Origin of the sequence: Myroides odoratus (assembly GCF_965118575.1) — a bacterium.
In the GTDB taxonomy this organism is placed as follows: domain Bacteria; phylum Bacteroidota; class Bacteroidia; order Flavobacteriales; family Flavobacteriaceae; genus Flavobacterium; species Flavobacterium odoratum_B.
The window spans coordinates 12,773-39,007 of record NZ_CBCPHW010000014.1 but is presented as its reverse complement, the minus strand read 5'-3'; the positions used below and the strand labels follow the sequence as shown (position 1 = coordinate 39,007).

Genomic DNA, 26,235 nt, shown 5'->3' with positions numbered 1-26,235 from the left:
AAAAAAGAATTAATCCCCAATTTTATCAGTAAAAATTGAGGATTAATAGAACCTAATTAAACGAATTACTTTTTCTTGTCTTTCAGGGCACCTAAATCGCCATTTTCTAAAGTTCGAGCTGTGCTGTTAAGAACTTGTATACTAGTTTGAATGGTGTCGCGCTGTATATTGCTTTCTGTTTTGATTGATGTTGAATTTTCTTTTGCTGTAAAGGTTGTGTTTTTGGATGCGCTTCCTGTGGATTCTTCTGGTATATTATCCGTTGAACAAGATGCTAAAAAGAAAAGAGAAACAATAGATACGAGGGTAAGGGTTTTTTTGGACATAGTGCTAGTTTTTATTGTTGTTTTTTTGCTTAAAATTAAAAAATAGATAAATTGATTGTATATTTAGTATTTTGTAAAAATTAAAGCCTTTTTTTAAGATAAAATTCGTAGAATGTCTAACAAAAATAATTGTTTTTTTAGCCGTTTTAGTATAGAAAACATGTATTATATGTTAATAAAAAATAAAGTATTTTGAACTTTACTGTTTTAATTATCGATGATCATCAGATGATTGTTGATTGGTATAAACAAATTTTACACAAGCAATTTAAAGAAGCTAAGGTGCTAAGTGCTACTTCTGTCCAGGAGGGAGTAAAACAGATTGATACTTGTACACGGTTGGATTTACTGTTAGTGGATTATAATTTAGGAAAGGGAAATGACAAGGATGCAATTGTGAATGGTGTTGAATTTGTCCGTTTTTCTAAAAGTAAATTTCCTGATCTAAATGTTGTTTTAATAACGGGCCACGAAGGTGTTCTTGTATTATATGACATACATAAAAAAATAGTACCACAAGCCTTATTGCTCAAGATAGATGTAACAGAAAGTTTATTACAGAAAGCCATTCAAAAGGTTTTAGGAGGGGAGCGATTTTATAGTTTTCATGCCAGTGAAGGTTTAAAAGAGATTTATAAGAAAGAAGCTTTATTACAAGAACAAAATATTCAAATTTTACTTTTGTTAGATAAAGGATTTAAAATTAAAGAAATTAGTGAAACTCTGTTTTTAAGTGAGAGTGCTGTTAATAAGCGTATTGCGGGTTTGAAGCAAACCTTTGATGTTTTGGATAACGGCGGATTGATTAAAAAAATAAAGGAAGAGGGCTTTATTTAATAACAATCTTTTGCAATAAATTTTTAACATAGGATAAAAAAAAATATATTTTATAATTCGACTTTCGCGAAAAAAAAGAAATGAATTGGATTTTTTTGATTATTGGTGGTTTTTTTGAAGTGGGATTTACCTATTGCCTAGGCAAAGCAAACGAAAGTAAAGGTACAGAAGCTATTTGGTGGTATAGCGGCTTTTTATTTGCTTTGGTTATGAGTATGGCTTTATTGATGAAAGCTACCCAAACCTTGCCTTTAGGAACAGCATATGCCGTCTGGACAGGTATTGGTGCTGTGGGAACTGTATTAGTAGGGATTTTGGTGTTTAAAGACCCAGCTACTTTTTGGCGTTTGTTTTTCATTCTAACGTTAATAGGTTCTATTATTGGTTTAAAAGTAGTTTCAGCAGCTTAAAAACAAGGTGTTTTTGCATTTTTTAGCAATTAATTCTAAATTTGTATTTATATTTGAAGAATTAATGATTTAAAATTGCAAAAATGAAGAAAATGAACGTTTTAATAGCAGCCTTATTGGTTATGACCCTAACTGCTTGTAATGAAAAAAAGAGCACAGAGCAAGCGCCAACCACTGAAACAATAGAAACTCCAGTTGTGGAAAAAGTAGTAGCAGCTCAGGAAAATTTATTTGGAAGCTGGGAACTAATCGCAATTCATACGGAAGAAACCGCAGATAAAAAAGTAGAAGAATTGTTTCCAGGAAAAAAACCAACTTTGAATTTTGAAGGAAATTTAAAGGTTCATGGTACTGATGGTTGTAATAACCTTACAGGGGAATACGAAATCAAAGCAAACAATGAGATTGTTATTGGTGATAAATTAGCTGCAACAAGAATGTTTTGTGAGGGTGTTTCAGATTTCGCTTTTACGAAAGGGTTAATTGAAGTAACCAATTACGAAATTACGGAAAGTGCTTTAATCTTTAAAAAAGGAGATAAAATCCTGATGGAGTTTAAACAAATAAAACCAGAAACAACAGAAGTAAAATAATACTCAACTGAGAGCATAAAAAAAGCGACGTTCAAAACGTCGCTTTTTTTATTGCTATGATCTATTTGGTATAACCAAAAAGTTGTTTTTCTTTAATCATTGTTGCAATACCAGCGGGTAGTTTTTCCTCCCAACCTGGTTCATTGCTTTGTAAAGAACGAAGTACATCTCTAGAAAATACGTCTAAATTACTCGGTTCATAATCGGTAATATCAATGATTTGATTGTTTTTCTTGAAGAATTTGTATAGTTCTTTAATTGGCAAATCGACTTTTAGATTTGTAGAATCAATAATACGGCCTTCCACATCGTGCATCGGATATAAATAAATTCTCATTTGATTGCGGAATAATTTACCTAGTGCTTCTAATAAACCTCCCGTTAAATTGGCATAATACTTTTCTTCAAAAATATTTAGTAAGCTACTCACTCCCATTGAAAGAGCGATTTTTTCGGAGGTGTATCTTGAGAAATAAGCCGTCAATTTATAATATTCTTGAAAATTGGAAATCATTACTGTTTGTCCCAATGAACAAAGTAAATCGGCGCGATGTAAAAAATCATTTTCATCCAAGTCACCTTCCATTAATAAGTTAGAAAGTGTAATCTCAAAAATAACAATTGTATCCTGTTTGAGTAAGCTATTTTCATGCACAAAAGACCCCAACGCTTTTTTGTACATATCCATATTTACTAAAGTAACGGGTCTAAAACTACCGCGCAAAGCAAGAATGTTTTTTCGATATAATTCATTAGCTGCAAGTCTGCTTTGACCATCAGGACCAAACATAACCGCTTCAGTCATCCCATTTTTAACGAGTAATAAACTCATTAATCGCTTGTCGATATGTTCAAATAAATGCCCCGTTAAGCTGATACTATCGATTTCAATTTGATCTCGATCTAAATGGTCATATAAACAACTAATTAGTTTTTTAGGATCATGGTGTTGGTAATAGGCTCCATAAATTAAATTTACCCCTAAAATTCCAAGGGTTTCTTGTTGTAATTTGGAGTCGGTTTCTTTAAACTGAAAATGCAAAACTATTTTGCTGTAGGCTTCTTTTGGAGCGGTTTGAAAGATAATTCCAACCCAACCATGTCCCTTGTTCTTTTTTGAATAATCTATGGTTGCAACCGTATTGGCATAGCTGAAAAAGGTTTTTGTTGGATTTTCAGAACGCGGAATACGATCTTCAATCTTTTTCGTCTCATAATCCAACATTTTGCACAACCTGCTTTCTGTTACGTAACGCCCATCATCTTCTACGCTGTAAATAGCATCACTAAAGGACTTGTCATAGGCAGACATCGCTTTTGCAACTGTTCGAGAAGAACCTCCAGCTCTAAAAAAGTGACGAACCGTTTCCTGGCCTGCACCAATTTCAGCAAATGTTCCGTAAATGTTGTGATTCAGGTTTATACGGAGCGCCTTATCCGAAATAGCAGGTTGATGTTCAATAATTCTATCTCCTTCTAAGATTAGATCTTCTGCAAAATGTTCCATTGAGTAGCTTTTGTAACAAAGTAACAAATTCTATACAACAAAAAAAAAGATAAAGTGTACTTTTGTATAAAATGGATAGATTTTGGAAATACGATTTTTAGGAACAGGAACTTCTCAAGGTGTCCCTGTCATTGCCATAGATCACCCTGTAGGACAAAGTACAGATAAACGAGATCATAGATTGCGCACTTCTGCTTTGATTACGTGGGATGATTTAACCCTTGTGATTGATTGTGGTCCTGATTTTAGACAACAGATGTTACAGGCTAAATGCGCGTATATAGATGCGATTTTATTTACTCATGAACATGCAGACCACATTGCGGGATTAGATGAAATTCGACCTTTAACTTTTCTCTATGGTCCGATGCCAATTTATGCATCTGATCGGGTTATGGACGCACTTGAAAAACGTTATGCGTATATTTTTACTACCGAAAATCGCTATCCAGGTGCGCCAAGTGTTCAACAACATATTGTTGAACCAAACCAGGCTTTTTACATTAAGAATAAACCCATTATTCCCCTGTCTATTATGCATGGGGATCTTCCAATTTACGGTTTTAAATTAGGGGATTTAGTGTATATTACGGATGCTAAATACGTAGAAGATAGCGAAATAGAAAAAATAAAAGGTTGTCGTGTTTTAGTGGTTAACGCTCTGAGAATCAAAGAGCATCCTACACATTTTAACTTGGAAGAAGCCTTGGCTTTTATTGAAAAAGTAAATCCAGATCAGGCGTATTTAATTCATATTTCTCAAGATTTAGGATTTTGCGAAGAAGTACAAAAGATATTGCCAAAAAATGTATCTTTGGCTTACGATGAACAACAAATAAAACTACCATAAGCATGAGACATAAAGTCTTCTTTTACCTTTTCGTATTTTCAATATTAATTATAGCACTGTTATACAATACAAATCGCAATATGATGCGATCTGAAGAGAAGAAAATCGAAATTGCAAACAAACGCATTGCGATTGTTCGAGATTCTTTAAAACTAGCTTCAAAGGATTTAAATGAAGCAAAGTATTTTTCCTTAGGATACAATGAAGATGCCCAAGAGTATTTTAATTTTCAAACCTTAGATCAAGATGTGGATAAAATTCGTGAGGAAATCTTAGCCTTGAATCACTTAGATACGGGGAATCCTTTGGTGCCCTACGGAGCGATGAATGGACAGAAGTGTATTATTAATAAAGTGAGTTTTATTAATCACAGATGGATCATCGCCGATTTTTATTCAGGAGCTGTACATGGTGAAGTATTAATTAAATACTTTTACGATCCTGAAAAACCGACTAATTTCTCAACAATAGAAACTGTTTTGTATTCAACTCATTAAAAAAAAGTATGCGAAAAATTGGACTAGTAATAGGTTTGTTCTTAGCTGTTAGTTTAGTTTCTTGTGATTTTATTCTTAAGGATAAAAACAGTCAATCTGCGCAAGAAAAAATAGTTGAGACGGATGGAGGAACTACGATTGTAGGTAAAGAAGATGGCTTTGGATGTGCGTATACAGCAGGGTATCGATATAGTTATTTATTGGCGGATTGTATTCGCGTTTTTGAAAAGGGTTTTCGATTAAATCCTATCGAAGAGGAAGGCGTTTTGGAAAATGAATTGGAAGATAATGAAGTAAGTTGTTTTGTGCTTTTTTCCAAAGATCGCAAAGAAGCTGAAATTTTCTTGCCTCAACAAGAAAAAAGTATCGTGTTAGAAGGTGATAGAACTTCAAAAATATATTTAAAAGACGGTTGGCAACTTCAGGTAGAAAACGGAATGGTGTTAAAATTTAAAGATGAAATTAAGTTTACAGCCGCTAAAACCATGGATGTTCAACTTATTCAATCCGATCAGGTGATTGAAGGAGAGGAAGAGCTTTAAGAAGTAAATTTTTTATACCAGATAAACCTAGGTTTAGGGCATCCAATCTTTAACAGTATCCGCTAAAGCTTGGATGTCATTTAAAAATAAAGACGTGTGATAACCATCTGCTATGGCATGGTTAACATAAACAGATAGAGGAATGAGTACTCTTTCTTGTTCTTGGTAGAATTTACCAAAACGGATAATGGGTTTGAGAAAGTCTGAGTCATGGGAAGTATCCTGACTGATACTTTCAAAACTAATCCAGGGAACACAAGAAATAGGTACAAAGTTTGCAGGGAGTCCAGATTTTATCTTGATTCCCTTTTTGTTTTTATAGTGTTCAATATCTTGTACAATATACTGATGAAAAAGTTGGAAATCATTCGTATACGCACTCCATAAATCAGAGAAGGTTTTGTCATCTTCATGAAATAGGGTAAATTGAGGTGCAAGAAAATTCCAGGTACCCAATTGCCCTTCATGAATGCAAGTGCGCAGAGCCTCGTTCTGGTTTAAGGCACGCATAATCACATAGAGAAAAGTAGGAAAGAACTTATATCCTTTGACTTTATACAAAGCCTTAATCGCTGTAATGTCAATTTTTATGCTAACCGTATATTTTGTTTTTAAAACTGTACGATAATAGTCATAATAAGGCGCTCGAATCCAAGTATCTAAGTTAATAGGTGTAAATGTAGGCAACTGATCCATGGTTTACTTGGTGTAAAAAGGTTGGTCTTGGTTGTAAAAATAATCGCTAAAATTGCCATTAACTTCTAAACGCATAATATCGATATATTCTTCTTTTTTTAAGTGGGGCTTGCATAAATTTGAAATAACATCTGCAATTTCTTTAAACTCAGCCGCATCTTTAACTTTGCATTCTACTGCAAAAATATAATGTGGTTGTTGGTCTATTTTTTCATTAAAAGTCCAACCTAAATAGACGGATGTAATGGTGGGAATAGAGGCAAAAGTGGTTTTTAAATCCAATAATAGTTCAGTAGGTTCTACTTGAGGTTTGCCAATTAATACTTGCATTTGGGTATGAGCTACTTGGTCTTTAATTCCATTAAAAATGGAACCGTTTAGCATATCAGCAATTTCATTCGGTACCAATTCTTTGTAAACTTTAGAAAATGGATTAACAAGAATCGAATGGCCCATAGCAAGCTCTAAAAAGGCTCTGCCATTTACTTTCATATAACTCATTTCATCCTGAATAGCACCTTGATCATAAATGTGTTTGGGATCAGTAAACACAGGGATTTGTTGATTCTCAAAAGTTATGATAGGAGCATTGGCATTAAAACTAGTAGCTTCGTTGTTTTCATTATAGCCTTTTTTTACCAATACAAAAATGTCTTTTTTTAGGAATTTCTCATAAAAAACAGCTCTATATGCTTCGATAGTACCTGCCTTTTCAATGATTTCTGCTAAGGGTAAGTTTTTATTTAGGGTTGTTTGAGTAGATTGAGTCATACGTTTTCTTTGTCTTTTTCCTTCAAACTTACAATTTATTATACTTTTTTTGTTTAAAATAATCTTAAAGATTTAATCGGTTTTAGAGGAATATGCGATTTAGTGGGAAAGCGATGAAATAGAATGTATTTTATTCTTGCATTTGTTTTTGGGAATTTCGGGCTTTCTTTTATCTTTGGAGCACTATGAAACCAACAGTAAAAATTATAGAATGCCCTCGCGATGCTATGCAAGGCATTAAGATGTTTATACCAACAGAAAAAAAAGTCCAATATCTACAAGCATTATTGCGTGTGGGATTTGATACGCTTGATTTTGGAAGTTTTGTATCTGCAAAGTCTATTCCTCAAATGCAAGATACGGCAGATGTTTTAGCGCAATTAGATCTGAGTAAAACACAAAGCAAGCTCTTAGCTATTATTGCTAATACAAGAGGAGCAGAAGAAGCCTCACAACATAAGGAGATAAAGTATTTGGGATTTCCTTTTTCTATTTCTGAAAATTTTCAAATGCGAAATACACATAAAACAATTGCAGAGTCACTCGTTACTTTACAAGAGATTTTGGCTATTGCTCATCAAACAGATAAAGAAGTAGTTGCTTATTTATCTATGGGCTTTGGTAATCCGTATGGAGATCCGTGGAATGTGGATATTGTAGGCGAATGGACGGAGCGATTGGCTACTATGGGGGTGAAAATTCTTTCTTTATCAGATACAGTAGGAAGCTCAACACCTGAAGTTATTGATTATCTATATAGCAATCTGATTCCCGCTTATCCAACTATTGAATTTGGCGCACATCTGCATACAACGCCTGATTTGTGGTTTGAAAAGATTGATGCGGCCTATAAAGCAGGGTGTTTGCGCTATGATGGAGCTATAAAAGGATATGGAGGATGCCCCATGGCTAAAGATGATTTAACCGGAAATATGCCAACAGAAAAAATGTTGAGTTATTTTACTGCAAATAAGGTGGATACGAATTTAAGTGCCATGTCTTTTGAGAGCGCGTACAATGAAGCCTTAAAAATTTTTAATTTTTATCACTAGGATTTTTTTTGCTGAATAAAAAAAACTAAATTTGCGTGCAATTCAACTACAATTGCACATGAAAGCACACACAACAAAAATCATCGGTCAAGGACTTACTTACGATGATGTTCTTTTAGTTCCAAATTATTCGGAAGTTTTACCTAGAGAGGTAAGTTTAAAAACAAGATTTTCTAGAAATATTACACTTAATGTTCCTGTAGTATCTGCAGCAATGGATACGGTAACAGAAAGTGAAATGGCTATTGCTATTGCTCGTGAAGGAGGAATTGGAGTAATCCATAAAAATATGACTATTGAAGAGCAAGCCAAAGAAGTTCGCAAAGTAAAAAGAGCAGAGTCAGGGATGATTATTGATCCTGTAACTTTACCTTTAACAGCAACGGTTGGAGATGCTAAAAAAGCAATGGCAGAATTTAGCATTGGCGGTATTCCAATTGTCGATGAGCAAGGAGTCCTAAAAGGAATTATTACCAATAGAGATATGCGTTTTGAAAAAGAAGATGCACGACCTATTACGGAAGTAATGACCAAAGAAAACCTGGTAACTGCGGCAGAAGGTACTACGTTAGAACAAGCAGAAGGTATTCTACAAGAAAACAAAATTGAAAAATTACCAGTAGTTAATGCAGCCTATAAGCTAGTAGGTTTAATCACATTTAGAGATATTACTAAATTAACGCTAAAACCCAATGCAAACAAAGATCAATTCGGTCGTTTGCGTGTGGCAGCTGCTTTAGGTGTTACTCATGATACAGTAGAAAGAGCGACAGCCTTAGTAAAAGCAGGTGTAGACGCCTTAATTATTGATACGGCTCATGGACATTCACAAGGGGTAGTTGTTGCCTTAAAAGCGGTTAAAAAAGCTTTTCCTGAAATTGATGTTGTCGTTGGAAATATTGCAACACCAGAAGCTGCTTTATATTTAGTAGAAGCAGGTGCGGATGCAGTAAAAGTTGGAATTGGACCTGGATCTATTTGTACAACACGCGTTGTTGCAGGGGTAGGTTTTCCTCAGTTCTCTGCCATTATGGAAGTAGCCGTTGCTTTAAAAGGGACGGGTGTTCCTGTAATTGGAGATGGAGGATTGCGTTATACTGGAGATATTCCTAAAGCAATCGGCGCAGGTGCAGACTGTGTGATGTTAGGGTCTATGTTGGCAGGTACTAAAGAATCGCCAGGAGAAACTATTATTTTTGAAGGAAGAAAATTCAAATCATACCGTGGTATGGGCTCTGTTGCAGCCATGAAACAAGGTTCTAAAGACCGCTATTTCCAAGATGTAGAAGATGATGTGAAAAAATTAGTTCCAGAAGGAATTGAAGGACGTGTTCCTTACAAAGGAGATTTAAGTGAAAGTATGCTCCAGTTTATTGGAGGATTACGTGCAGGAATGGGGTACTGTGGTGCAAAAGATATTCCTACTTTACAAGAAGTAGCTCGCTTTGTACAGTTGACTGCTTCAGGTATTGGAGAAAGTCATCCACATAATATTACCATTACTAAATCAGCTCCAAATTATTCAAGATAAGATAAAGTAAAAAAAATAAGAAGCTATAGCTCTTATAGTTATAGCTTTTTTTGTGTGCAATATAAAACGCCTTCCTGTTACAGGAAGGCGTTTTATATTTGTATGCGGTGCATAGATTGGAATCAAATCTAAAGCTTAATCCTCGTAAAGAGGGGTCGCTTGTGCCAATTCCTCATCTTCACGCATCACTCCTCACTCTTTTCTGCCTGTTGCTTCTCCGCTTCTTCAAATATTTTTAAGATTAAATCCTGTTGCTGTTGCATGCTTTCTTGCATGGATCGCATCATTTCCATGAGATCATCCTTTTTATAATCTGTTCTAGAATTCTTTTTATCTTGAAGGAAATTAGAAATAGACGGTATCGATTCCGAATTTGAAAAAAAGACTTGTTGTGGTGTATTAGCTATTTCTAAATATTTGTATCCTTCTGTGTTTTCGTGTATTTTTATAGAAAACGGACGAATGCCTTGTGAATTGTATTCACTTTTTTGCTGGGAAGATCCTTGTTCATCCTTAAATTGGGTAGTAATGCCAATGATTTCGTTTTGAGCGTTGCGTTTAATATCTGAAAAACGCAACGTAGCAATCTTTTCTGCATTGATTTCCTTTTGGATAAGCTCTAGGTCACTTGCGGTGGTTTCTTTTGTTATTTCGTAAGCTAAAGTTTTATTTTTTATTGTAACTTGTTCTTTCTCTTGAGCAAGTGTCGCTACTGGATTCAAGTACAACCCAAAGCTTAGTAAAGCAAAGGAGAAACGAGTTTGCCAGCTAGGACGGATGGACGTTAAAAAATTCATACGTTTCGTTTTAAGGTTATTTATTTTTGGTTTGTGCTAGCTAAATTAAAATTTTAATGCTTAAGGTTGTTTTAAAAAAATAAAGTTTACTTGTTAAAAATATCCATATAATGGCAGAACTAAATCACAGCTCGACGCTAATACCTACTGATACAGCACATAGTATTCTTGCAGATTGTTACTGGGAACCAAATCAAGAACCCAGACCTCTGGTTATTTTTTGTCATGGCTACAAAGGCTTTAAAGATTGGGGAACCTGGGATTTGGCCATGAAAGCTCTAGCAAAAGCTGGCTTTGTGGTGGTGAAATTTAATTTTTCATTGAATGGTACCTCTATTGATCACCCAACAGAATTTGTAGATTTAGATGCTTTTGCTCGAAATACCTATTCCCAAGAACAAAGGGATTTAGCTACTGTGATTGATTATTACGCTACCCAAACTTCTGTGGAAGGGCAGAAGATTTTTTTACTAGGACATAGCAGAGGTGGAGGAGCTGTCGTTTTACAAGCGTATTATAATGACAAGGTTGCTGGCGCTATTTCATGGGCTGGAGTTGCTGATTTTAAAAAGCGATTTCCACAGCGAAACCATTTTGAACAATGGAAAAAGCAAGGAGTATTTTATGTTATAAATGCACGAACAAAGCAGGAATTACCGCATAATTTTACATTTTGGGAAGACTTCGAGCAACACGAACAAGCCTTAACAATTCAGTATGCTGCTCAGCATTTAAAGAAACCAGTTTTAATAGTAAATGGAACAGCCGATCAGGCAGTATCTATAAAAGAAGCAGAACTATTACATCGTTGGATTAAGGGATCGCAATTGTATCTTGTAGAAGATGCGGATCATGTATTTGGTTCTAAACATCCGTATGAGAAGCAAGAATTACCCGATGATTTTCAAAAAGTAGTCGATCAAACTATTCTATTTTTGAAGCAAAATACAGCGGGTTAGGAGGAGGAGGAGGAAAATAAAAACATACCTCAAAATTAGGGAAATGAAGGTCTGATAAAAGAGAGTAGGTATCAAAGCGTATCTGTATTAATTCAATGAAATTTCATTGATATCTATGAGTTTATTTTGTACGGCATATACTATTAAGCCCACTACATTTTTAGCGCCTGTTTTTAAAAATAGACTATTTTTATGTCCTTCCACTGTTTTAAGAGAAATAAATAAACGTTCCGCGATTTCTTTTCCTGTTTTTTGTTGGCCAATGAGTTGAAGTACTTCTATCTCTCTTTCACTTAAAGCCATTTTTAAATTGGAGGTAAGGAGCTGATTTTTGATTGCCATCTGTTCCCTTAATTGTTCAAACTGTTCGGGCAATAAATAAAACCCCTTGGTATATACTTCATGTATAATTTCTACTAATACCTTAGATTTTATGTTTTTGGGTAAAAATGCTGCAAATCCAGATTTTACTATGAAACTAATCAAACTGTCATTGTAATGGGAGGATAGTAAAACAACAGGAGTACTTATTCCCATAGCACGTAAACGGGCTAAGAGTTCAAGTCCATCGGTATCTCCAATGCGGAAATCAATAATAAAAAGATCTGGAAGCTGTGTGATTTGGGCCATTTGCTCTAAAAAAAGCGCACCTGAATTATAGGTGCTAATCACCTTAATAGTTTGATTCTGTTGTAAAAAATTGGCTAGTAAATCAGTAATTAGGACCTCATCATCTACGAGGATAACTTGTATTTTCATGAAAGTTAATTTTGGGGTAATACAAATAAAAAAACGATTCCCATAGAAGAGGACTGTTTGTATTTGAATGTTGCTTTTAATAGGTCAGCTCTCAACTGAATATTTTGTAAACCAATTCCTTTGTAATCGGGTTTAGATGAAAAACCAATCCCATTGTCTTGCATGGAAAAGGCTAGCCCTTGTTTGGATAAGCGCAAATGAAAATCAATTTGACTCGCCTGAGCATGTTTGTGTATGTTGTTCATAAGCTCTTGGATAATGCGGAGCAGATGCATTTTTTGCTCTTCGGATAGTTCGATAACAACTTGTTTAGCAATGTATACCTGAATGGTGTAAAAAACATGCCACTGTTGAAATAAATCTTTTATTAAATGATCAATTGCTGCATAGGCTAGTAAAGGAGGATTCAGCCCATGCGAAATACGTCGGGTTAAAAGAATAGTTTCTTGAATGCTATCCACTAAATGGGTCTCATTTTTTTCTGCTTGCGACTGGAGAAATAAAATATTTAGAGCATTAATAACGGAATCATGCAAATCACTCCCAATTCTTTGTCTTTCTTTTTCTTGAATATTAACCGAGGATAATTGTAGCTTTTGATGATGTTGTTGGTTTAACACCTTAATTTTTTGCTGGTTGTCAATGTGTTTATTGTGATTCGCTTTTAAGAGTATAATAAAGGCAATACTTATGATTAAAACTAGAATTAAACCAATAACAAACCAGATTAAGATTGTATTTTCATTTTGCCAGGTATGTTGCATAATACTTTCGTATTTATAAGGTAAAAAAGTAAGGTTAGGATGATATTTAAAAACCAGAAAATAAACTTGTTCTCTGAACTTCCGTTGATTAATAAATTAACGGGAAGGTAATATAAACAAGAGAAGGCAGAATAAATGAGTAAGGTTGCATTTAGTAAAAAGAAGGACGAATGGTAATCTTTCCATTTGTTTCTCAGTAGGAAATAACAATAATATAGGGTCAGCAGAAACAAAGACAAAGTGGATATAAAACGAGTATACGATTGAAAGTACTCAGGAATATTAAAATTCACTGTAATTAATTCATAGATAAGACACAGAAAAGTGGGGATGATAAGAAAAAATATTTTTTTTTGTTGGATTCTTATATAATAAATAAAAATAAACCACCCGAGTTCTAAAACGCCAAAAATAGGAATTAAAATCAAGTTATTCCCTTTTAATTCTCCTAGAAGTTCTCCTCCAATATAAAAGAGTAAACAAGTTGTTAGGTAGCCAATCAAGGCAATTTTATAAGAGCTAAAAGGCATTTTTAGGGTGCTGTAAATAAGTAGCAAAACTAATGCTAGGGGAATTAAATACGTCACATACGTCACGAATTCAAAAATAGTCATGTTAATTTGTTTTGGTTATATACCCCATAATTTTACTTGTTCCAGTAAAGCAAAATCACTAGATTTAGTAGCTATTCCAAAGGGAGGAATTGGTTTACAAGTGTCTAAGTAGCTGTTTGCTTTATCCATTCGAGTCAATACCAAATCCGGTTGATCTTTGTTTATGGCAAAATTGACTTTTAAAGGGGTATTGTTTTTGAAATTTTCATTAGGCATCCAAAAAACTTGAAAAAGCTCTGGAGCATCCAACACCTGATTTCTTAATTTGTCATTGTCCCAGTTGTGAATACGCTGTTCTGCTTCTTTTTTGTCTATGGCTCCTTTATCTGGATACGAATCTTGCGTCGCTAAGCAACTATAAAGTTCATTAGGGATTGTTTTTTGATCCTGAAAGGATTTTTTGTGATCCACAGAACTTGGGATAAAATGTAAATAAATCCCCTGTTTATAGCAACCGAGATACGCATGAATATTGTCAGTAGCTAGTATACCTTTTAAAAAGTAAAAGGTGTTCAAACCCAAAGAAGTTAGTTGTTTTAACTCACTTCTATCTTTAGAGAAACTAGCCCAAGTTGTAATACTTTGATATACCCAATGTGTGTCGTTAGTCTTATTTAAATGATCTACAAAAGAAGTTTGTGCTTTCATATTGTTCAAATAAAAATTAAGATGAATATTTTTTTTCTTTAGATACAAATAAAGGTAAAATTCAGTAGTTAATCTAGTAAAAAACAAAAAATATTAAGAAAATAAAAATGGATTTAATGTTTATTGTTTGTTAATATTTTGTATTTTTTATGTTTTATTTGTGTTATTTTGTGTTTTTGTATGTTTATGGTGGTTTTGTGTTAATGGAATGGATTGTTAGGTGTTAATAAAAAAAAATCTTTATTCTATCGATGTTTTCAAAGTCGGGCAGGATTATTTTCCAAAATGAGATAGAATCCTCTTCTTTTGTAATTTTTTTACTCGCAAAAGAAGAAGATTGACTTTTTAATAGATTTTTAAGAAAAACCCTTGTTTGGTAAATCGGGTGTTTACCCTCTTTTTTATTACGTAAGAGTGCGCTAGTTTTGACCTTATAAAACACAAATAAACTTTGTGTAAAAGAAAAGAAACTCCAACTGTTTAGTTAGGGTTAGGTAGGAAATGAAAAATTAAAAAATCTGTTTCGTAAATCAGCTTCATATTAAGGGCTAAGTGTTATGAAAATTGGTGTGTTATGCATGCTAAATCTGTTTTACAACTAAACGTTTTAAATTTTTATTTCAAATACCAATGGTCCCCACAATAAGTTTTTAATATCTTAAGAAGAGAGAGGGTGCCCCAAAAGGTCACCCTTTGCTTGTTAGTTGGCGGTTGATGGTTCACGGTTAACCAGTGTACAAGATGAGGTTCAAAAGTTGAGGCTAGGTAATTTTTTTACAAGGTTACTTTTCCAATTTGCAATCTCCCTGAAAAAAAACATCAATTACTGTCCTGAACGAAAGCAAGGAAAAGAGGGCATTTTGTGCCTCTTTGATTGAATCGCTGCAACTCCGTAATTTTAGTTAGATTTTTCTCACTTCGCATTTTAGCTTAACTTTAGGGGTGAAAATAAATAAATTTTTATGCAAGTAGCAATAATTGGAGCTGGAATAGCTGGATTAACAGCGGCAATAGCGCTAAAAAAGGCCAATATTCCATTTGTGATTTATGAGGCAACTTCAAAGTTAAAACCAGTAGGAGCAGGAATTGCAATTGCGAATAATGCCATGCAAGTATATCGTTACTTGGGGGTTTCGGATGAACTTAAAGATAAGGGAGTAAGGATTTCTACAGTTAGACTTACAGATATCGCTTTGAATGTTTTAAACGAAACGAATCTTTCCTATTTTGAACAAAAGTATCAATTGGCTAATATTGCAATTCACCGCAGTGAATTACACCGTGTTTTAGTAGATAAAGTTGGCGAAGAGACAATTGAACTAAATAAGCGCTTACAAAGTATTAGCAAGAGTGAAGACAGCAGATACAAACTGTGCTTTACAGACGGCTCAACAGCATATCATACGCATGTATTAGGAACGGATGGATTGCGCTCTCAAGTTAGGCAACAACTGTTTGGTACCTATCCTTTGCGTGATGCAAAACAAGTTTGTTGGCGGGGCATATTGTCTTTCGAATTGCCTACAGCTTATAAAAATGTTGCCGTTGAGGGTTGGGGCGCAGGGAAACGTTTAGGATTCGTTCAATTAAAAGGACATCAAGTATATTGGTATTTTTTAGTGGATGAAGACCTCTACAATGGGATGTCAAACTTAGAAGCTCATTTAGCAGAATGCCCTTCATGGGTGCAAGAAATGATTCGGCAGACACCTGTAGAACGGATTCATTTGGATAAAATATACGATTTAGAACCCTTTAATGAGTGGTATAAAGACAACGTTTGTCTAATCGGTGATGCAGCACATGCAACAACACCTAATCTAGGACAGGGGGCATGTCAGGCTATTGAAGATGTGTATGTTATTAGTAAATTGTTAGAACGCTATTCCTTAGATGATGCATTGCGAAAATTTCCAGCCATTCGTCGTTCAAAAGCACATCGTATTGTACGAGATAGTTGGCGATTAGGCAAAATTGCTCAACTTCGAAATCCGGGATGGATTAAACTTCGCAATACTTCTTTCCGCCTTTTACCTACTTTTATAAAGCAACAGCAAATGAAGAAGATCTTTGAGCTACAAAAAGTTTAATTTGGTTTTTGTATATCTATACAAAACTTGTAGCGGTTAAGTTGTTGTTATACAGTTTTGATAGGGTGCCTTAAAGTACATATTCATACCTACCTAAATGAAACAGAACGCATCTATTTTTTAGATGCGTTCTGTTTCATTATATAGTATAAGTAGGGATTACCCTCTAATTTTATTGATCCAGTCTTTGGCTTTTTCAAATTGTTCTACAAAAAAAGATTCTCCTTCCTCTTTTTTTTCTGTTGCAGGAAGAATATGTTCATAATACGTTCCTTGTAAGAATTTGCGCAGTAAACCTTCTCCAACGATGGCTTTATCATCATTTAAGGCATGTGCTGCTTTGAGCAGATGTCTGATGTCATATTGTGAAGGGAAGATGTCAGGAACCTGTTTGTTTAAATTTAAAAGTTGATATACAGCTAGTCTTCCTGTTCGAACTGAACTTTCCATCGTGAAAACCACATCGTTATTGGTTTCTACAAACTGACCAATTAAACCTAAATTAAGGCAACCCTCTGGAACAATTTGTGGTCGATCCCCTTGTGCACGTGGCATAAACATAGAGGTAATATACGGCATATAGGCGGTTCTAACAATTGTGTTGGCAATGACTTGCTCCATTTGATTCTCAATTCCCAAGTGGAAACACAACTCTTCTAAAATTTCATTTCCCGTACAAGCAGGCATTGTTTTTTTGATGTAATTGCCTTCTTTATCCATGAATAAGGAATACACCCAAAGTACTAATACATCATCAGGTTGTGTAGGGTAGTGCGGTTGGCGATTACACGTAAAACTCATTAACCAATTCGAATCCGTTATGGTGATAATTCCACCCGTAACTGTTTTACCAGAATACGGATCATTCACCGAATATTCTTTTAATTTGTCAATTAACGGAGAGGGCTTACAAGTTAACGTAGCTGATTCCCATGCAGATTGATCTATGTTAGAACAGAATTTCTCAGGATGTCCAAAAATAGGAGATTTAGCTGCTAGGTTTTTCCATAACATCCATCCTGGACTTTTTCCACTAGTTGTTGCATCAATTTTTAAAATAGGTACGGTTGTATTGGTTCCATATGAAGTATCTTCTGTCATGGAGCCTGTAGTAATAAGTACAAAATCCTGCTCGTTGATTGGAATAATCGTTTCTACTCCTTGTTGGTCAGTAAGTAGCGATTGAACCGTTTTACCCGCGGTATTACTGTGGATATTTAAATCCTTAACCAAGGTATTTAATTGGATTTGTACGCCTAATTCTACAAGATGCTTGCGAAGCGGGATGACAAAAGTGTCATATTGATTATAACGCGGGAATACAAGAGCAGATAAATCTTTTAATCCGTCGATATCATGTAAGAAACGGTGCATATAGAGTTTAAATTCCAATAAACTATGCCAGTTTTCAAAAGCAAACATGGTTCTCCAAAAGGTCCAGAAATTACTTTCAAGAAAAGTAGAACTAAAGTATTGCTCAATAGTAAGATTGTCCAATTCCTCTTTCTTTTTTAGTAAGAGTTTGATAATTGCCATTTGATCTTTTTTGGAAAGACCAAATTTACTGAAATCTTGAATTTCCCCTCGGTTGTGAATCAAACGCGATTTTGAATAATTCGGGTCATTGTCGTTGATTAAACGATATTCATCCAATACACTATACGGTTTAGGAAGTTCAAAAGCAGGAATATCCTGAAAGATATCCCAGAGGTTTTCATAGGTCATATCCATTTCTCTACCTCCTCGCACGATATAGCCTTCTTTGGCATTACCTGCCCCATCCAAAGAGCCACCCTCAACGTGTAATTGTTCTAAAAAGGTGATATTAGCTGCAGGAATACGTCCATCGCGAATAAAATAATAAGCGGCTGACATTCCCGCAATTCCACTCCCTACAATATACACTTTGCTTTGAGAAAAATCTTTGGAAGGAAGTCCAATATTTCGTTGATAATTACCTGGTTCATCAGCAAAAGGCATCGAGCGTTGAGCAGTATTAATAGGTGGCTCTGTATTGCCATTTGGCGCATGGTTGACCTGCCCAAACTTAGGTGAATTTTCTAGGATTTTGTCAAACTTCGAAGTGTCTACTTTCATAATTCTATTTTTTTTGTGGTTAACAGTTGAATCGGCTATTTTTTAGTCTTTTAAAGTTAGGAAAACGATTTTGTTTTTGAACCCTAAAAAGAATAAAAATATAGTTTTATGAATAATGTTATTTTTACCTTTATAGTATTTGTTTAATGTAATATTAGGTTAAATTTATTCGTTTTTTATTTTATAACTACTAATAGTTTTGACTATTAGTAATGTTGATAAGTTGTTTTTTGCCTAGGAAGGACAAAGAAATCAAGAGAAAATGAATCGTCTACTAGGGAATAAGTAGAATGAAATAGCCAGAATAGAACAGAAGATGAATTGTTGGTAATAGGGGTAAGAATACCTTTGTTTTTTGATTTTTTCTATGTGTTTTAAAGGAACCTTCTATCTCTTTTAATAAAGAGGCTGAGTACACAAAGAGAAAATCCCCTGAAAGAGGGGATGGAGGCAAAAGGAGATGCGTTTTACTTGAGTAGATAACCGAATTGTTTAGCTTGCGCAATCCACTTCGCACGTTGGTGTTCAGTAGAATTTCTTATAATACCTATGTAGGTGACTTTTACGGGCTTTACTCCACAAAACTCTAAAGTTGACTTTTTTAATTGATTGACACTTGGTCTTCCATAAATCAGTCGATAATACCAACCCGGTTGATCCAGTGTAGTTATAATATGCGCCGTTTTCCCTTTTAATAGTTTATCCCATAAGAGACTATTATCCCTATACTGATACGCAATACCAGGCAGAAACGTGCGGTCAATAAAACCTTTAAGTAGTACAGGTAGTCCGCCCCACCATACGGGGTGAATCCACACCAAATGGTCCGCCCATTTTATATCCTCTATCGCTTGAAGTAAATCCGGTTCTAACTCCATGCGCTTTTGGTAACCATATTGCAGATTGGGGTTAAAAGATAAGTCCGCTATCGTAATGATTCGTATAGTGGCACCTTTTTCATTTGCGCCTGCGGCATAAGCCTGTACTAAACTAGCGTTCAAAGATTCTTTATTGGGGTGTCCGTTTAGGATTGTTATCTTTTTCATTATACTTTTTTTATAGTTATGGAATCGTATTGTTGCAGTTGGCTAAAAAGTTCTTGTTTCTGGTGCAATTGATGGGCAAAATAGAGACCTGGAAGAGTGTTTTTATTTAATAAAGCCTCTGTATGTAGTACAGTGGATATAGCGGTTAGTTCAGCTTGTCCTTTTTCACTTTTAAGGATAATTTTATTTGTTTTGTTAGCCGTTTTTATTAGAATCTCAAAGACAGAAAGGTCTCCATCACCACTGCCACCAAATACTTTTCTTCTGGTATTTAGCGTCATTTTTTTAAATATTCCCAATTGTTGCATCCACCCTAATAAGCGTGTTACAAGCTTAGAATTATAGGTCATCTTCACACTTACAGTTGGCACTCCATCAATTTGATTGAGAATGTATAAGTCTGGGGTATCAAAATTATAGAGCTGTCTATTTCCCAGACCAAAGGAAAAATTGTATTTCTCACTATCTAAAAAATGTTTAATTGCTAGGGGTTGGTGGTTCTCATATCTCACAAATGGGGTAGCTACATGCTCTGCCATAAAATGAGCGGAACTTTTTCCCGCTTTATCCTTAATAGAATAATATACCCAAAGCTGAACATTTTCTATCCTCTCTGTTGAATCTACGGTTGATTTGACTAAACCAGGTACAATTCCTCCCATCCACCCAGAGCTGAATACGATGCGACTTTGAAAAGTGGCAAACTCACTAGTTATTTTTAAAGCTGCAGTTAAAGCAGGTGTTGGCTTGGTAATATCGAGATAATCTATGCCATGTTGGATGGCGAAACGGAGAACATGATCATCCGGATCGTTAACCGATAAAATGATAAGCTGAATGGAATAAGCTAAAAGGGCTTCTAGTGAAGTAGGTGAATTTACATCTACCTTGATTTCTTTTGTAAGATTTTTAGGGGAACGAGTTCCCAATAGAATGTCATATGTTGGATTTCTTTCTTTTAAAAGGCGGTCTATTGTACTTCCAACTAACCCTGTTCCTCCGATAATTAAAATTTTGTGCTGCATAGTCTACTTGATTTACAGGCAAAACTAAGGCTGCACATTAACTTAAATACTAGACAAATGTCTAAAAAATAATTTCTTTTCGGATTCGACTTAAATGACGCTGGGTAATTCCTAAATAAGACGCTACATATTGCAAAGGGATATATTGGATGAAATTGGGGTAATTTACAAGTAAATTTCTATAGCGTTCTTGGGCAGTTTCTCGCTGAAACTGTATCACGCGCTGTTCTAATTCTAAATATTGTTGCTCGGCTATAATTTTTAAAAAAGTATTCCATTTGGGAAAGACATCCGCTAATTGATCTAACTCTTTTTTTTGAATCGACCATATCGTTGTTTCTAGTAAGGCTTGTATACTTTCTATGCTTGAACCTCCTGTAATAAATGCAGAATAGGCGCCTATTAAATTATCTGGAAAACGGAAGCAATAGGTAATTTCATTTCCTGTTTCAGTAGTATAAAAAGAGCGGAATACGCCAGATTCAATAAAGGCTATTGCCTCACACTTTTCGCCTTCTTGTATTAAAAAATGATTCTTATTTAAAGTATGTTTAGAAAATAAACCCAAAATAGAGTCTATCTCTTGGGGGGTAAATAAATCGAAGCGTTCAAAAAATTGGCGTAGCATAAGAAGGTTATTTTACATGTAAAAATAAGCAACTTTAGGGTAATAAGGAAGTTATTCTCGCTTGTATATTTTCCTTTTTCGTCACAAGCAACTGAAAAATAGATTCTCCTAAATCTGCAATAGTGATAAATAAAAAATCTAAAAGTTAACTTGAAGTACGTTTGGATAGAATTGCGTTGTTTTAAAGTTTTGTGAAATTATATTGCGCACAATATAATTAACCTTACCTTTGAAGTATAATTAATTGAAAAATAAAATGAACGATCCATTAGATCTTAAAAATCAGGTGTGTTTTCCGATTTATGCCTTAGCAAAAGTGGTTGTAAATCAGTATCGTCCGCTACTGGAAGCCCTTGATATTACTTATCCACAATATTTGGTTTTACTGGTTTTATGGAGTGAGAAAGAGCAAACAGTCGGGCAAATAGGCGAACAATTATCTTTGGATAGTGGAACGTTAACCCCTTTGTTAAAGCGCATGGAGCAAAAGGGTATTGTGGTGCGAAAAAGGAGTGTTGAAGATGAACGTGTAGTCAAATTATCCTTGACGGAAAAAGGTCTTTTATTAAAGGAACAAGCCAAAGAGATTCCTTGTAAGTTAATGAATTCGATGCAGGTTTCTGAAGAAGATGTATTAGAATTAAAAAGAGTAATAACCAAGATTTTAAAAAAATAAAACATGAAAGAGTTGTATTCAATTGGAGCCACGGCTACTGGAGGTAGAAATGGACATGTAAAAAGTGAAAATGGTATTCTGGATTTAGAAGTCCGCATGCCTAAAGGATTAGGAGGAAGCAATGATGCCTATGCTAATCCAGAAATGTTGTTTGCTGCAGGGTATTCTGCTTGTTTTGACAGTGCATTAAATTTGGTCAGTAAACAGAAAAAAATAAAAACAGGCGAAACAACCGTAACTGCAACTGTTACCATTGGGCAATTAGACAACGGAGGTTTTGGCTTAGCAGCTAAATTACATGCGCATATTCCAGAAGTGACGGAACAAGTTGCAAAAGAATTAATAGAAGCAGCTCATCAAGTATGCCCCTATTCGAATGCTACGCGTGGAAACATAGTAGTAACACTAAGTGTGTCTGTTGATTAATATAGGTTAGCGGTTCTTGCGAAAGATATTTTTTGTACAAGAAGTCTTAGCACTTTTAGCTATTGTATTAATACTAATTTCAAAATAAAAACAAAATGTCATTAATAGAAGATTTAAATTGGAGACATGCGGTGAAAGCCTATGATCCAACAAAAAAAGTAAGTGAAGAAAACATTGATAAAATTTTAGAAGCAGCGCGTTTAGCGCCAACTTCTTCGGGACTACAACCTTTTAAGGTAATTGTAGTGCGCAATCAAGCATTAAAAGAAAAATTAGCGGTGGGAGCTTTGAATCCAGAATGTATGAAAGACTGTTCTCATGTTTTAGTTTTTGCAGGATGGGATCGATATACGGAAGAACGCATTGATACCATTTACGATTTCACAACGGATGTAAGAGGTTTGCCTAGAGGAAGATTTGACAGTTATACAACGATGTTAAAAAGTAATTACTTGGCACAAAATCAGGAGGAGAATTTTGCACACATCGCACGTCAAACCTATATTGCTTTAGGCTTAGCTTTGGCACAGGCAGCTGAATTAAGAGTAGATTCTACGCCAGCAGAAGGGTTTAGTAACGCCGTTGTTGATTCCGTTTTAGATTTGCAACAGTATGGCTTAAAAAGTGTTTCAATTATGTATGTAGGGCACGCAAACCCTGAAAACGATTGGATTGCTCCCATGAAAAAAGTAAGAATAAGTAAAGAGGATTTTATTATAGAATTGTAAGGTTAATTTTAGTTTTAAAAAACAACAAGTAGACCCTGATGTATTGATCTCTTGGTTCTACTTGTTGTTTTGTTATATAGTCTGATATATAGATAATGAGAAAAGAACAAGCAAGATAGAAGGTTTTAGATGGTAAGGGTAGATAGCATACAATCAGCAAAAAATAAAACCAAATTAAACGATAAAAGAAATATAACTTCGATGAATAAATTTAAAAACTTACATCTAACTAGTTCAGTAGTAATGTTGAGTATAATAGCCTTGGTTTACGGTTTTTTTCCACATAAGATAATCCCTGTTTTAGGAGAATTTAATCCAGTATCGAATGACCTGAAAAATGTGTTTAAGGCTATTATGGGGTTGTATCTTTCAATTGCCATTTTTTGGACTTTTGGTATCATAAAGCCTCAATTATGGTATGGCGCCACACTTGTTAATATCTTATTTATGTTTGGGTTGGCCAGTGGAAGAATACTGAGTTTCCTCATAGATGGTTTACCGGATATCAGCATGTTAAGTGGAGTTGCTCTAGAATTTATAATTGGCGTTTGGGGAGTACTAAGTCTGAAGAGATTTTCGAAACCAGCTTAAAACCAATAAGTAACAGGGGTAAAATTAAAAATTGCAGATACAAAGTAAACCTAAATTAAACGACCAGATTTGATAAATCCGGTCGCTTGTGTATTTGCAATTTTTAACTAACTATATATTGTTGGATTTACTATAGTAGGCATGGGGTTTCCTTCCACAAAAGCAACAATATTTTCGGCTGCTAGTCTAGCCATCCCCTTGCGAGCTTGGATGGTTGCCGAGCCAATATGGGGCAAGATATTTACATGGTCCAAGCGCAGTAAAGGGGAATCTATCGGCAAAGGTTCAATTTCTGTAACATCAAGCCCAGCACCAAATAGGGTTTTAGTAACAAGGGCCTCATATAAATCTTGTTCATTAACAAAACCACCTCTCGCAGTATTAACGAGTATTGCAGTAGATTTCATTTTTTTAAAGGCCTCTTGATTAAATAGGTGATTTTCTTTTGCGGTGTAATTAGCATGTATACTGATTACATCAGCACTGGTTAAAAGCGCATCAAATGGAACATAAGTAGCATTTAATTCTTGTTCTATCTTTTCATTTCGTCTTCTATTGTGATAAATAATAGGCATATCAAAGGCATATTTGCATTTCTTTGCCATTTCATAACCAATTCTTCCTAAACCAAAAACACCTAGTGTTTTTCCCGTAAGCTCTTGTCCCAAATTATCTAAGGGACTAAAAGCAGTAGTCCAGGTGCCTTTTTTTACTTTTTCTAAATTGAAAGACGCTTTACGGGCAGTCATTTGCATTAATAAAAAGGCTGTATCTGCCGTAGCTTGACTCAGTACGTCTGGCGTATTTGAAATGGCAACTTTTCGCTTGGTAGCTTCCGCTATATCAACGTGGTCATAACCTACAGAATATAAGGCTATAGCTTGTATATTGGGACATTCATCAAAGAATTTTCGATTGAAATTTTCTTTTCCAACATTGAGAATTACCTCGCTTTTTTTACAATAAGAGAGCCATTCCGTGTGGCTTAATAACTCTTTTTTAGGAAGGATTAACTCAATGTCTTTATGGTTTAAAAGTTGCATTCCTTCCTCTGGAATACGTTTATTTAAAAATACTTTCATTGTAGTTTTTTTTAGTTTTCTATTGCTTTGCGTTAATAAGCCGTTTTATAAAAATACAAATTTTTAATTTAAAGCGGTTTTTGTAGCTCCATCATTGCTTGGGAATATTCAATGCTATACACTTAGGCTTAAAAAAACACTTTTTCACCGTAAAACAGCATGTGAGCGTTTTATATGTCTCAGCCTATGAACCCTATTTCTAAATTTTGTATCAAATTACAATAGAAGTAAAGGGAGAAATTCAAGTTTTACTTAATTATAGAGAATTAAATTCTTTAAATAATTTTCCTGTTGATTATTTTAATTAACCTCTTAAAATGAAGAAAATTACTTTTTTATTTTTAATCTGCATGCTTACTTCTAGTTCGGTTCATGCACAAAAAAACAAAGTTCCTTTTACGGTTGCAAAAAATTACTTTGTTGTTAATAATTACCCTGAAAAGGAACTCCATATGCTAAAGATTGTCGATGAGCAACAATTCGATCACATCTTTGGAAAAGCTCCTTTGGCTGGTAAAAACGGACAAGCAACACCCCTAGATTTTTCTAAAAGTTTTGTCATTGCCTTAATTGATGAGGTAAGTAATACAACAGAAGAACTTTCGGTTAAGTCCTTACCAAAAGAAGGAACAAATTTACTGCTTCAATATGAAATCAAACAGCGAAAAGAAGTAAGTTGTGCCTCTTTTCGTTTCTATGCCCTGATAGTTGTAGACAATAGATATGAAGGTACAATATCTGGTAGAAAATTCAATTTTTTTTTGACTTTATAGTGTTATTTACAAAAGGAGCTATATAAAAATAGACATAAAAAACCCTTCTAATTCATTGAATATAGGAAGCGATTTATCTCCTGTATTTAAGTTTTAGGTAATGAATTAACAAATTGAATACTAAGTTTTTAGGTGTTATTCTTGTTGTTGAATGATTTCTTAAATAAAAGATTCATTTAATTTAAGTTAAATACAGTATAATTGAGTTATTTGTAGCATATAAATATTGTTTTTAAATTTTTTTAAATTTATCTTTGTTAAATACTTATAAAACATGTGTATTTTTGAAGCTAAATTCAATATGCGATAAACGATCAAAAACTTTCTTTTTAAATATTGAGTTTTTAGTATAGCGTACAGCATTTGGCAAGCGGATAGAAAAACTATATGAAAAAAAAATTATACTATGAAAAATGCAGTTAAAACAATTATTCTAATTGGCGCACTAGTAACAACCGCTGTCCAAGTCAAGGCACAGGTTACTGTTGGAAGTGAGATTGCTCCCGTACAAGGTGCCTTATTGGATTTAAAAAGTTACGATGATGGCACTGCTACCAATGGAGGTAGAAACGCTACCAAAGGCTTATTATTACCAAGGGTAGAACTCAGTAATTTAAATAAGTTGATTATATCAGGAGAAGAAATAGTAGATTCTCAGTATGGAGGTAATCAATATAAAGCACACATCGGTTTAGTTGTTTTTAATATTTCAACTACGGCTCCCTTTGTTCCAGGATTATATGTATGGGATGGTAGTAAATGGATCAATACAGCAGAAGATTAATTGTATCCTTGCAAATTACTTGTTGTATTCTCTGTTTATACTAGACTTTATCTAATTTAAATCAGAATTTGAAACACGTATAAGAGTAAAAGGAAGTAACCAAATCGTTTAGAAAAGATAAAAAGGATTTATTCAG

At 34.4% G+C, this 26,235-nt stretch carries 30 protein-coding genes; 16 read left to right on the top strand and 14 right to left on the bottom strand.

Annotation, left to right across the window (positions count from 1 at the left end; genetic code table 11):
• Positions 1-65: 65 nt before the first annotated feature.
• Positions 66-326, bottom strand: coding sequence for a hypothetical protein (locus ACMHJ2_RS12285; protein WP_413513152.1), 261 nt, complete (start codon positions 324-326; stop codon positions 66-68).
• 192 nt (positions 327-518) lie between these two features.
• Between ACMHJ2_RS12285 and ACMHJ2_RS12280 the strand changes: the two genes are divergently transcribed.
• The 3 genes from ACMHJ2_RS12280 (at position 519) to ACMHJ2_RS12270 (ending at position 2,166) form a co-directional block, all read left to right on the top strand.
• Positions 519-1,163, top strand: coding sequence for a response regulator transcription factor (locus tag ACMHJ2_RS12280; RefSeq protein ID WP_413513151.1), 645 nt, complete (start codon positions 519-521; stop codon positions 1,161-1,163).
• Positions 1,164-1,243: 80 nt separating this feature from the next.
• Positions 1,244-1,573 carry a DMT family transporter gene (locus ACMHJ2_RS12275; protein WP_413513150.1) on the top strand — a complete coding sequence of 110 codons (330 nt, stop codon included), beginning with the start codon at positions 1,244-1,246 and terminating at the stop codon, positions 1,571-1,573.
• A 92-nt stretch (positions 1,574-1,665) separates the two neighbouring features.
• Positions 1,666-2,166 carry an META domain-containing protein gene (locus ACMHJ2_RS12270; protein WP_413513149.1) on the top strand — a complete coding sequence of 167 codons (501 nt, stop codon included), beginning with the start codon at positions 1,666-1,668 and terminating at the stop codon, positions 2,164-2,166.
• 61 nt (positions 2,167-2,227) lie between these two features.
• Here ACMHJ2_RS12270 and ACMHJ2_RS12265 read toward each other — a convergent pair whose 3' ends face one another.
• Positions 2,228-3,673 (bottom strand): TonB-dependent receptor, encoded by a 1,446-nt coding sequence (locus tag ACMHJ2_RS12265; protein WP_413513148.1) that lies wholly within the window; start codon positions 3,671-3,673, stop codon positions 2,228-2,230.
• An 82-nt stretch (positions 3,674-3,755) separates the two neighbouring features.
• Between ACMHJ2_RS12265 and ACMHJ2_RS12260 the strand changes: the two genes are divergently transcribed.
• From ACMHJ2_RS12260 to ACMHJ2_RS12250, 3 genes are read left to right on the top strand one after another with little or no spacing between them, the layout of a single operon-like run.
• Positions 3,756-4,523: an MBL fold metallo-hydrolase gene (locus tag ACMHJ2_RS12260; protein WP_413513147.1), complete on the top strand. Its 768-nt coding sequence runs from the start codon at positions 3,756-3,758 to the stop codon at positions 4,521-4,523.
• A 2-nt stretch (positions 4,524-4,525) separates the two neighbouring features.
• Entirely contained in the window at positions 4,526-5,020 is a 495-nt protein-coding gene (locus ACMHJ2_RS12255; protein ID WP_413513146.1) for a hydrolase, read from the top strand.
• 8 nt (positions 5,021-5,028) lie between these two features.
• Positions 5,029-5,562, top strand: coding sequence for a hypothetical protein (locus tag ACMHJ2_RS12250; protein WP_413513145.1), 534 nt, complete (start codon positions 5,029-5,031; stop codon positions 5,560-5,562).
• Positions 5,563-5,595: 33 nt separating this feature from the next.
• Here the strand turns inward: ACMHJ2_RS12250 and ACMHJ2_RS12245 are convergent, their stop codons facing one another.
• Together ACMHJ2_RS12245 and ACMHJ2_RS12240 are read right to left on the bottom strand one after the other, a co-directional pair.
• Positions 5,596-6,258, bottom strand: coding sequence for a CatA-like O-acetyltransferase (locus tag ACMHJ2_RS12245; RefSeq protein ID WP_413513144.1), 663 nt, complete (start codon positions 6,256-6,258; stop codon positions 5,596-5,598).
• A gap of 3 nt (positions 6,259-6,261) precedes the next feature.
• Entirely contained in the window at positions 6,262-7,029 is a 768-nt protein-coding gene (locus ACMHJ2_RS12240) for an enhanced serine sensitivity protein SseB (RefSeq protein ID WP_413513143.1), read from the bottom strand.
• Between the two features lie 185 nt (positions 7,030-7,214).
• Here ACMHJ2_RS12240 and ACMHJ2_RS12235 point away from each other — a divergent pair, with 185 nt between their 5' ends.
• On the top strand, positions 7,215-8,081 hold the full coding sequence (locus ACMHJ2_RS12235) for a hydroxymethylglutaryl-CoA lyase (RefSeq protein WP_413513142.1): 867 nt from the start codon (positions 7,215-7,217) through the stop codon (positions 8,079-8,081).
• A gap of 58 nt (positions 8,082-8,139) precedes the next feature.
• Complete coding sequence (gene guaB / locus ACMHJ2_RS12230) at positions 8,140-9,612, top strand: IMP dehydrogenase (RefSeq protein ID WP_413513141.1); 1,473 nt, start codon at positions 8,140-8,142, stop codon at positions 9,610-9,612.
• 185 nt (positions 9,613-9,797) lie between these two features.
• On the opposite strand, the gene ACMHJ2_RS12225 is transcribed toward guaB, so the two are convergent.
• Entirely contained in the window at positions 9,798-10,409 is a 612-nt protein-coding gene (locus tag ACMHJ2_RS12225; protein WP_413513140.1) for a hypothetical protein, read from the bottom strand.
• Between the two features lie 110 nt (positions 10,410-10,519).
• Between ACMHJ2_RS12225 and ACMHJ2_RS12220 the strand changes: the two genes are divergently transcribed.
• Complete coding sequence (locus ACMHJ2_RS12220; RefSeq protein WP_413513139.1) at positions 10,520-11,368, top strand: alpha/beta hydrolase family protein; 849 nt, start codon at positions 10,520-10,522, stop codon at positions 11,366-11,368.
• 87 nt (positions 11,369-11,455) lie between these two features.
• Here ACMHJ2_RS12220 and ACMHJ2_RS12215 read toward each other — a convergent pair whose 3' ends face one another.
• Genes ACMHJ2_RS12215 through ACMHJ2_RS12200 form a run of 4 tightly spaced genes read right to left on the bottom strand, consistent with a single transcriptional unit; the run spans position 11,456 to position 14,153 of the window.
• Complete coding sequence (locus ACMHJ2_RS12215; RefSeq protein ID WP_413513138.1) at positions 11,456-12,127, bottom strand: response regulator transcription factor; 672 nt, start codon at positions 12,125-12,127, stop codon at positions 11,456-11,458.
• Between the two features lie 5 nt (positions 12,128-12,132).
• On the bottom strand, positions 12,133-12,891 hold the full coding sequence (locus ACMHJ2_RS12210) for a sensor histidine kinase (RefSeq protein ID WP_413513137.1): 759 nt from the start codon (positions 12,889-12,891) through the stop codon (positions 12,133-12,135).
• Positions 12,855-13,505 (bottom strand): hypothetical protein, encoded by a 651-nt coding sequence (locus ACMHJ2_RS12205; protein WP_413513136.1) that lies wholly within the window; start codon positions 13,503-13,505, stop codon positions 12,855-12,857. Before ACMHJ2_RS12205 ends, ACMHJ2_RS12210 begins: the two co-directional genes overlap by 37 nt.
• A 15-nt stretch (positions 13,506-13,520) precedes the next feature.
• A complete protein-coding gene (locus tag ACMHJ2_RS12200) occupies positions 13,521-14,153 on the bottom strand; it encodes a hypothetical protein (RefSeq protein ID WP_413513135.1) in 633 nt (210 codons plus the stop codon).
• Between the two features lie 962 nt (positions 14,154-15,115).
• Here ACMHJ2_RS12200 and ACMHJ2_RS12195 point away from each other — a divergent pair.
• Positions 15,116-16,243 (top strand): FAD-dependent monooxygenase, encoded by a 1,128-nt coding sequence (locus ACMHJ2_RS12195; protein ID WP_413513134.1) that lies wholly within the window; start codon positions 15,116-15,118, stop codon positions 16,241-16,243.
• Positions 16,244-16,402: 159 nt separating this feature from the next.
• On the opposite strand, the gene ACMHJ2_RS12190 is transcribed toward ACMHJ2_RS12195, so the two are convergent.
• From ACMHJ2_RS12190 to ACMHJ2_RS12175, 4 genes are all read right to left on the bottom strand, one after another.
• Complete coding sequence (locus tag ACMHJ2_RS12190; RefSeq protein WP_413513133.1) at positions 16,403-18,340, bottom strand: oleate hydratase; 1,938 nt, start codon at positions 18,338-18,340, stop codon at positions 16,403-16,405.
• A gap of 467 nt (positions 18,341-18,807) precedes the next feature.
• Positions 18,808-19,386: an NAD(P)H-dependent oxidoreductase gene (locus tag ACMHJ2_RS12185; protein WP_413513132.1), complete on the bottom strand. Its 579-nt coding sequence runs from the start codon at positions 19,384-19,386 to the stop codon at positions 18,808-18,810.
• Positions 19,386-20,411: a saccharopine dehydrogenase NADP-binding domain-containing protein gene (locus tag ACMHJ2_RS12180; protein WP_413513131.1), complete on the bottom strand. Its 1,026-nt coding sequence runs from the start codon at positions 20,409-20,411 to the stop codon at positions 19,386-19,388. The genes ACMHJ2_RS12185 and ACMHJ2_RS12180 overlap by 1 nt, the downstream gene beginning before the upstream one ends.
• Positions 20,412-20,472: 61 nt before the next feature.
• The gene (locus tag ACMHJ2_RS12175; protein WP_413513130.1) at positions 20,473-21,039 is read right to left on the bottom strand and encodes a Crp/Fnr family transcriptional regulator; all 567 of its coding nucleotides are present in this window, start codon (positions 21,037-21,039) and stop codon (positions 20,473-20,475) included.
• A gap of 256 nt (positions 21,040-21,295) precedes the next feature.
• Here ACMHJ2_RS12175 and ACMHJ2_RS12170 point away from each other — a divergent pair, with 256 nt between their 5' ends.
• The 4 genes from ACMHJ2_RS12170 to ACMHJ2_RS12155 all read left to right on the top strand — a co-directional run bounded on the left by ACMHJ2_RS12170 (position 21,296) and on the right by ACMHJ2_RS12155 (position 23,460).
• The gene (locus ACMHJ2_RS12170) at positions 21,296-21,715 is read left to right on the top strand and encodes a MarR family winged helix-turn-helix transcriptional regulator (RefSeq protein ID WP_413513129.1); all 420 of its coding nucleotides are present in this window, start codon (positions 21,296-21,298) and stop codon (positions 21,713-21,715) included.
• Between the two features lie 3 nt (positions 21,716-21,718).
• A complete protein-coding gene (locus ACMHJ2_RS12165) occupies positions 21,719-22,141 on the top strand; it encodes an organic hydroperoxide resistance protein (protein ID WP_413513128.1) in 423 nt (140 codons plus the stop codon).
• 95 nt (positions 22,142-22,236) lie between these two features.
• On the top strand, positions 22,237-22,869 hold the full coding sequence (locus ACMHJ2_RS12160; RefSeq protein ID WP_413513127.1) for a nitroreductase family protein: 633 nt from the start codon (positions 22,237-22,239) through the stop codon (positions 22,867-22,869).
• Between the two features lie 129 nt (positions 22,870-22,998).
• Positions 22,999-23,460, top strand: coding sequence for a DUF4345 domain-containing protein (locus ACMHJ2_RS12155; RefSeq protein WP_413513126.1), 462 nt, complete (start codon positions 22,999-23,001; stop codon positions 23,458-23,460).
• 107 nt (positions 23,461-23,567) lie between these two features.
• Here ACMHJ2_RS12155 and ACMHJ2_RS12150 read toward each other — a convergent pair whose 3' ends face one another.
• The gene (locus ACMHJ2_RS12150) at positions 23,568-24,542 is read right to left on the bottom strand and encodes a 2-hydroxyacid dehydrogenase (protein WP_413513125.1); all 975 of its coding nucleotides are present in this window, start codon (positions 24,540-24,542) and stop codon (positions 23,568-23,570) included.
• A 317-nt stretch (positions 24,543-24,859) separates the two neighbouring features.
• Here ACMHJ2_RS12150 and ACMHJ2_RS12145 point away from each other — a divergent pair, with 317 nt between their 5' ends.
• Both ACMHJ2_RS12145 and ACMHJ2_RS12140 read left to right on the top strand, forming a co-directional pair.
• Positions 24,860-25,315 carry a hypothetical protein gene (locus ACMHJ2_RS12145; protein ID WP_413513124.1) on the top strand — a complete coding sequence of 152 codons (456 nt, stop codon included), beginning with the start codon at positions 24,860-24,862 and terminating at the stop codon, positions 25,313-25,315.
• 406 nt (positions 25,316-25,721) lie between these two features.
• Positions 25,722-26,099 carry a hypothetical protein gene (locus tag ACMHJ2_RS12140; protein ID WP_413513123.1) on the top strand — a complete coding sequence of 126 codons (378 nt, stop codon included), beginning with the start codon at positions 25,722-25,724 and terminating at the stop codon, positions 26,097-26,099.
• Positions 26,100-26,235: the final 136 nt, after the last annotated feature.

Excerpts from the sequence above, each read along its gene's own strand:
- guaB (WP_413513141.1), top strand. The coding sequence starts at position 8,140 with ATGAAAGCACACACAACAAAAATCATCGGTCAAGGACTTACTTACGAT.
- ACMHJ2_RS12215 (WP_413513138.1), bottom strand. The coding sequence starts at position 12,127 with ATGAAAATACAAGTTATCCTCGTAGATGATGAGGTCCTAATTACTGAT.
- ACMHJ2_RS12145 (WP_413513124.1), top strand. The coding sequence starts at position 24,860 with ATGAAGAAAATTACTTTTTTATTTTTAATCTGCATGCTTACTTCTAGT.
- ACMHJ2_RS12285 (WP_413513152.1), bottom strand. The coding sequence starts at position 326 with ATGTCCAAAAAAACCCTTACCCTCGTATCTATTGTTTCTCTTTTCTTT.
- ACMHJ2_RS12150 (WP_413513125.1), bottom strand. The coding sequence starts at position 24,542 with ATGAAAGTATTTTTAAATAAACGTATTCCAGAGGAAGGAATGCAACTT.
- ACMHJ2_RS12225 (WP_413513140.1), bottom strand. The coding sequence starts at position 10,409 with ATGAATTTTTTAACGTCCATCCGTCCTAGCTGGCAAACTCGTTTCTCC.
- ACMHJ2_RS12250 (WP_413513145.1), top strand. The coding sequence starts at position 5,029 with ATGCGAAAAATTGGACTAGTAATAGGTTTGTTCTTAGCTGTTAGTTTA.
- ACMHJ2_RS12170 (WP_413513129.1), top strand. The coding sequence starts at position 21,296 with ATGAACGATCCATTAGATCTTAAAAATCAGGTGTGTTTTCCGATTTAT.
- ACMHJ2_RS12195 (WP_413513134.1), top strand. The coding sequence starts at position 15,116 with ATGCAAGTAGCAATAATTGGAGCTGGAATAGCTGGATTAACAGCGGCA.
- ACMHJ2_RS12220 (WP_413513139.1), top strand. The coding sequence starts at position 10,520 with ATGGCAGAACTAAATCACAGCTCGACGCTAATACCTACTGATACAGCA.
- ACMHJ2_RS12255 (WP_413513146.1), top strand. The coding sequence starts at position 4,526 with ATGAGACATAAAGTCTTCTTTTACCTTTTCGTATTTTCAATATTAATT.
- ACMHJ2_RS12190 (WP_413513133.1), bottom strand. The coding sequence starts at position 18,340 with ATGAAAGTAGACACTTCGAAGTTTGACAAAATCCTAGAAAATTCACCT.
- ACMHJ2_RS12275 (WP_413513150.1), top strand. The coding sequence starts at position 1,244 with ATGAATTGGATTTTTTTGATTATTGGTGGTTTTTTTGAAGTGGGATTT.
- ACMHJ2_RS12155 (WP_413513126.1), top strand. The coding sequence starts at position 22,999 with ATGGTAAGGGTAGATAGCATACAATCAGCAAAAAATAAAACCAAATTA.
- ACMHJ2_RS12270 (WP_413513149.1), top strand. The coding sequence starts at position 1,666 with ATGAACGTTTTAATAGCAGCCTTATTGGTTATGACCCTAACTGCTTGT.
- ACMHJ2_RS12165 (WP_413513128.1), top strand. The coding sequence starts at position 21,719 with ATGAAAGAGTTGTATTCAATTGGAGCCACGGCTACTGGAGGTAGAAAT.
- ACMHJ2_RS12235 (WP_413513142.1), top strand. The coding sequence starts at position 7,215 with ATGAAACCAACAGTAAAAATTATAGAATGCCCTCGCGATGCTATGCAA.
- ACMHJ2_RS12265 (WP_413513148.1), bottom strand. The coding sequence starts at position 3,673 with ATGGAACATTTTGCAGAAGATCTAATCTTAGAAGGAGATAGAATTATT.
- ACMHJ2_RS12240 (WP_413513143.1), bottom strand. The coding sequence starts at position 7,029 with ATGACTCAATCTACTCAAACAACCCTAAATAAAAACTTACCCTTAGCA.
- ACMHJ2_RS12205 (WP_413513136.1), bottom strand. The coding sequence starts at position 13,505 with ATGACTATTTTTGAATTCGTGACGTATGTGACGTATTTAATTCCCCTA.
- ACMHJ2_RS12180 (WP_413513131.1), bottom strand. The coding sequence starts at position 20,411 with ATGCAGCACAAAATTTTAATTATCGGAGGAACAGGGTTAGTTGGAAGT.
- ACMHJ2_RS12160 (WP_413513127.1), top strand. The coding sequence starts at position 22,237 with ATGTCATTAATAGAAGATTTAAATTGGAGACATGCGGTGAAAGCCTAT.
- ACMHJ2_RS12185 (WP_413513132.1), bottom strand. The coding sequence starts at position 19,386 with ATGAAAAAGATAACAATCCTAAACGGACACCCCAATAAAGAATCTTTG.
- ACMHJ2_RS12210 (WP_413513137.1), bottom strand. The coding sequence starts at position 12,891 with ATGCAACATACCTGGCAAAATGAAAATACAATCTTAATCTGGTTTGTT.
- ACMHJ2_RS12200 (WP_413513135.1), bottom strand. The coding sequence starts at position 14,153 with ATGAAAGCACAAACTTCTTTTGTAGATCATTTAAATAAGACTAACGAC.
- ACMHJ2_RS12140 (WP_413513123.1), top strand. The coding sequence starts at position 25,722 with ATGAAAAATGCAGTTAAAACAATTATTCTAATTGGCGCACTAGTAACA.
- ACMHJ2_RS12245 (WP_413513144.1), bottom strand. The coding sequence starts at position 6,258 with ATGGATCAGTTGCCTACATTTACACCTATTAACTTAGATACTTGGATT.
- ACMHJ2_RS12175 (WP_413513130.1), bottom strand. The coding sequence starts at position 21,039 with ATGCTACGCCAATTTTTTGAACGCTTCGATTTATTTACCCCCCAAGAG.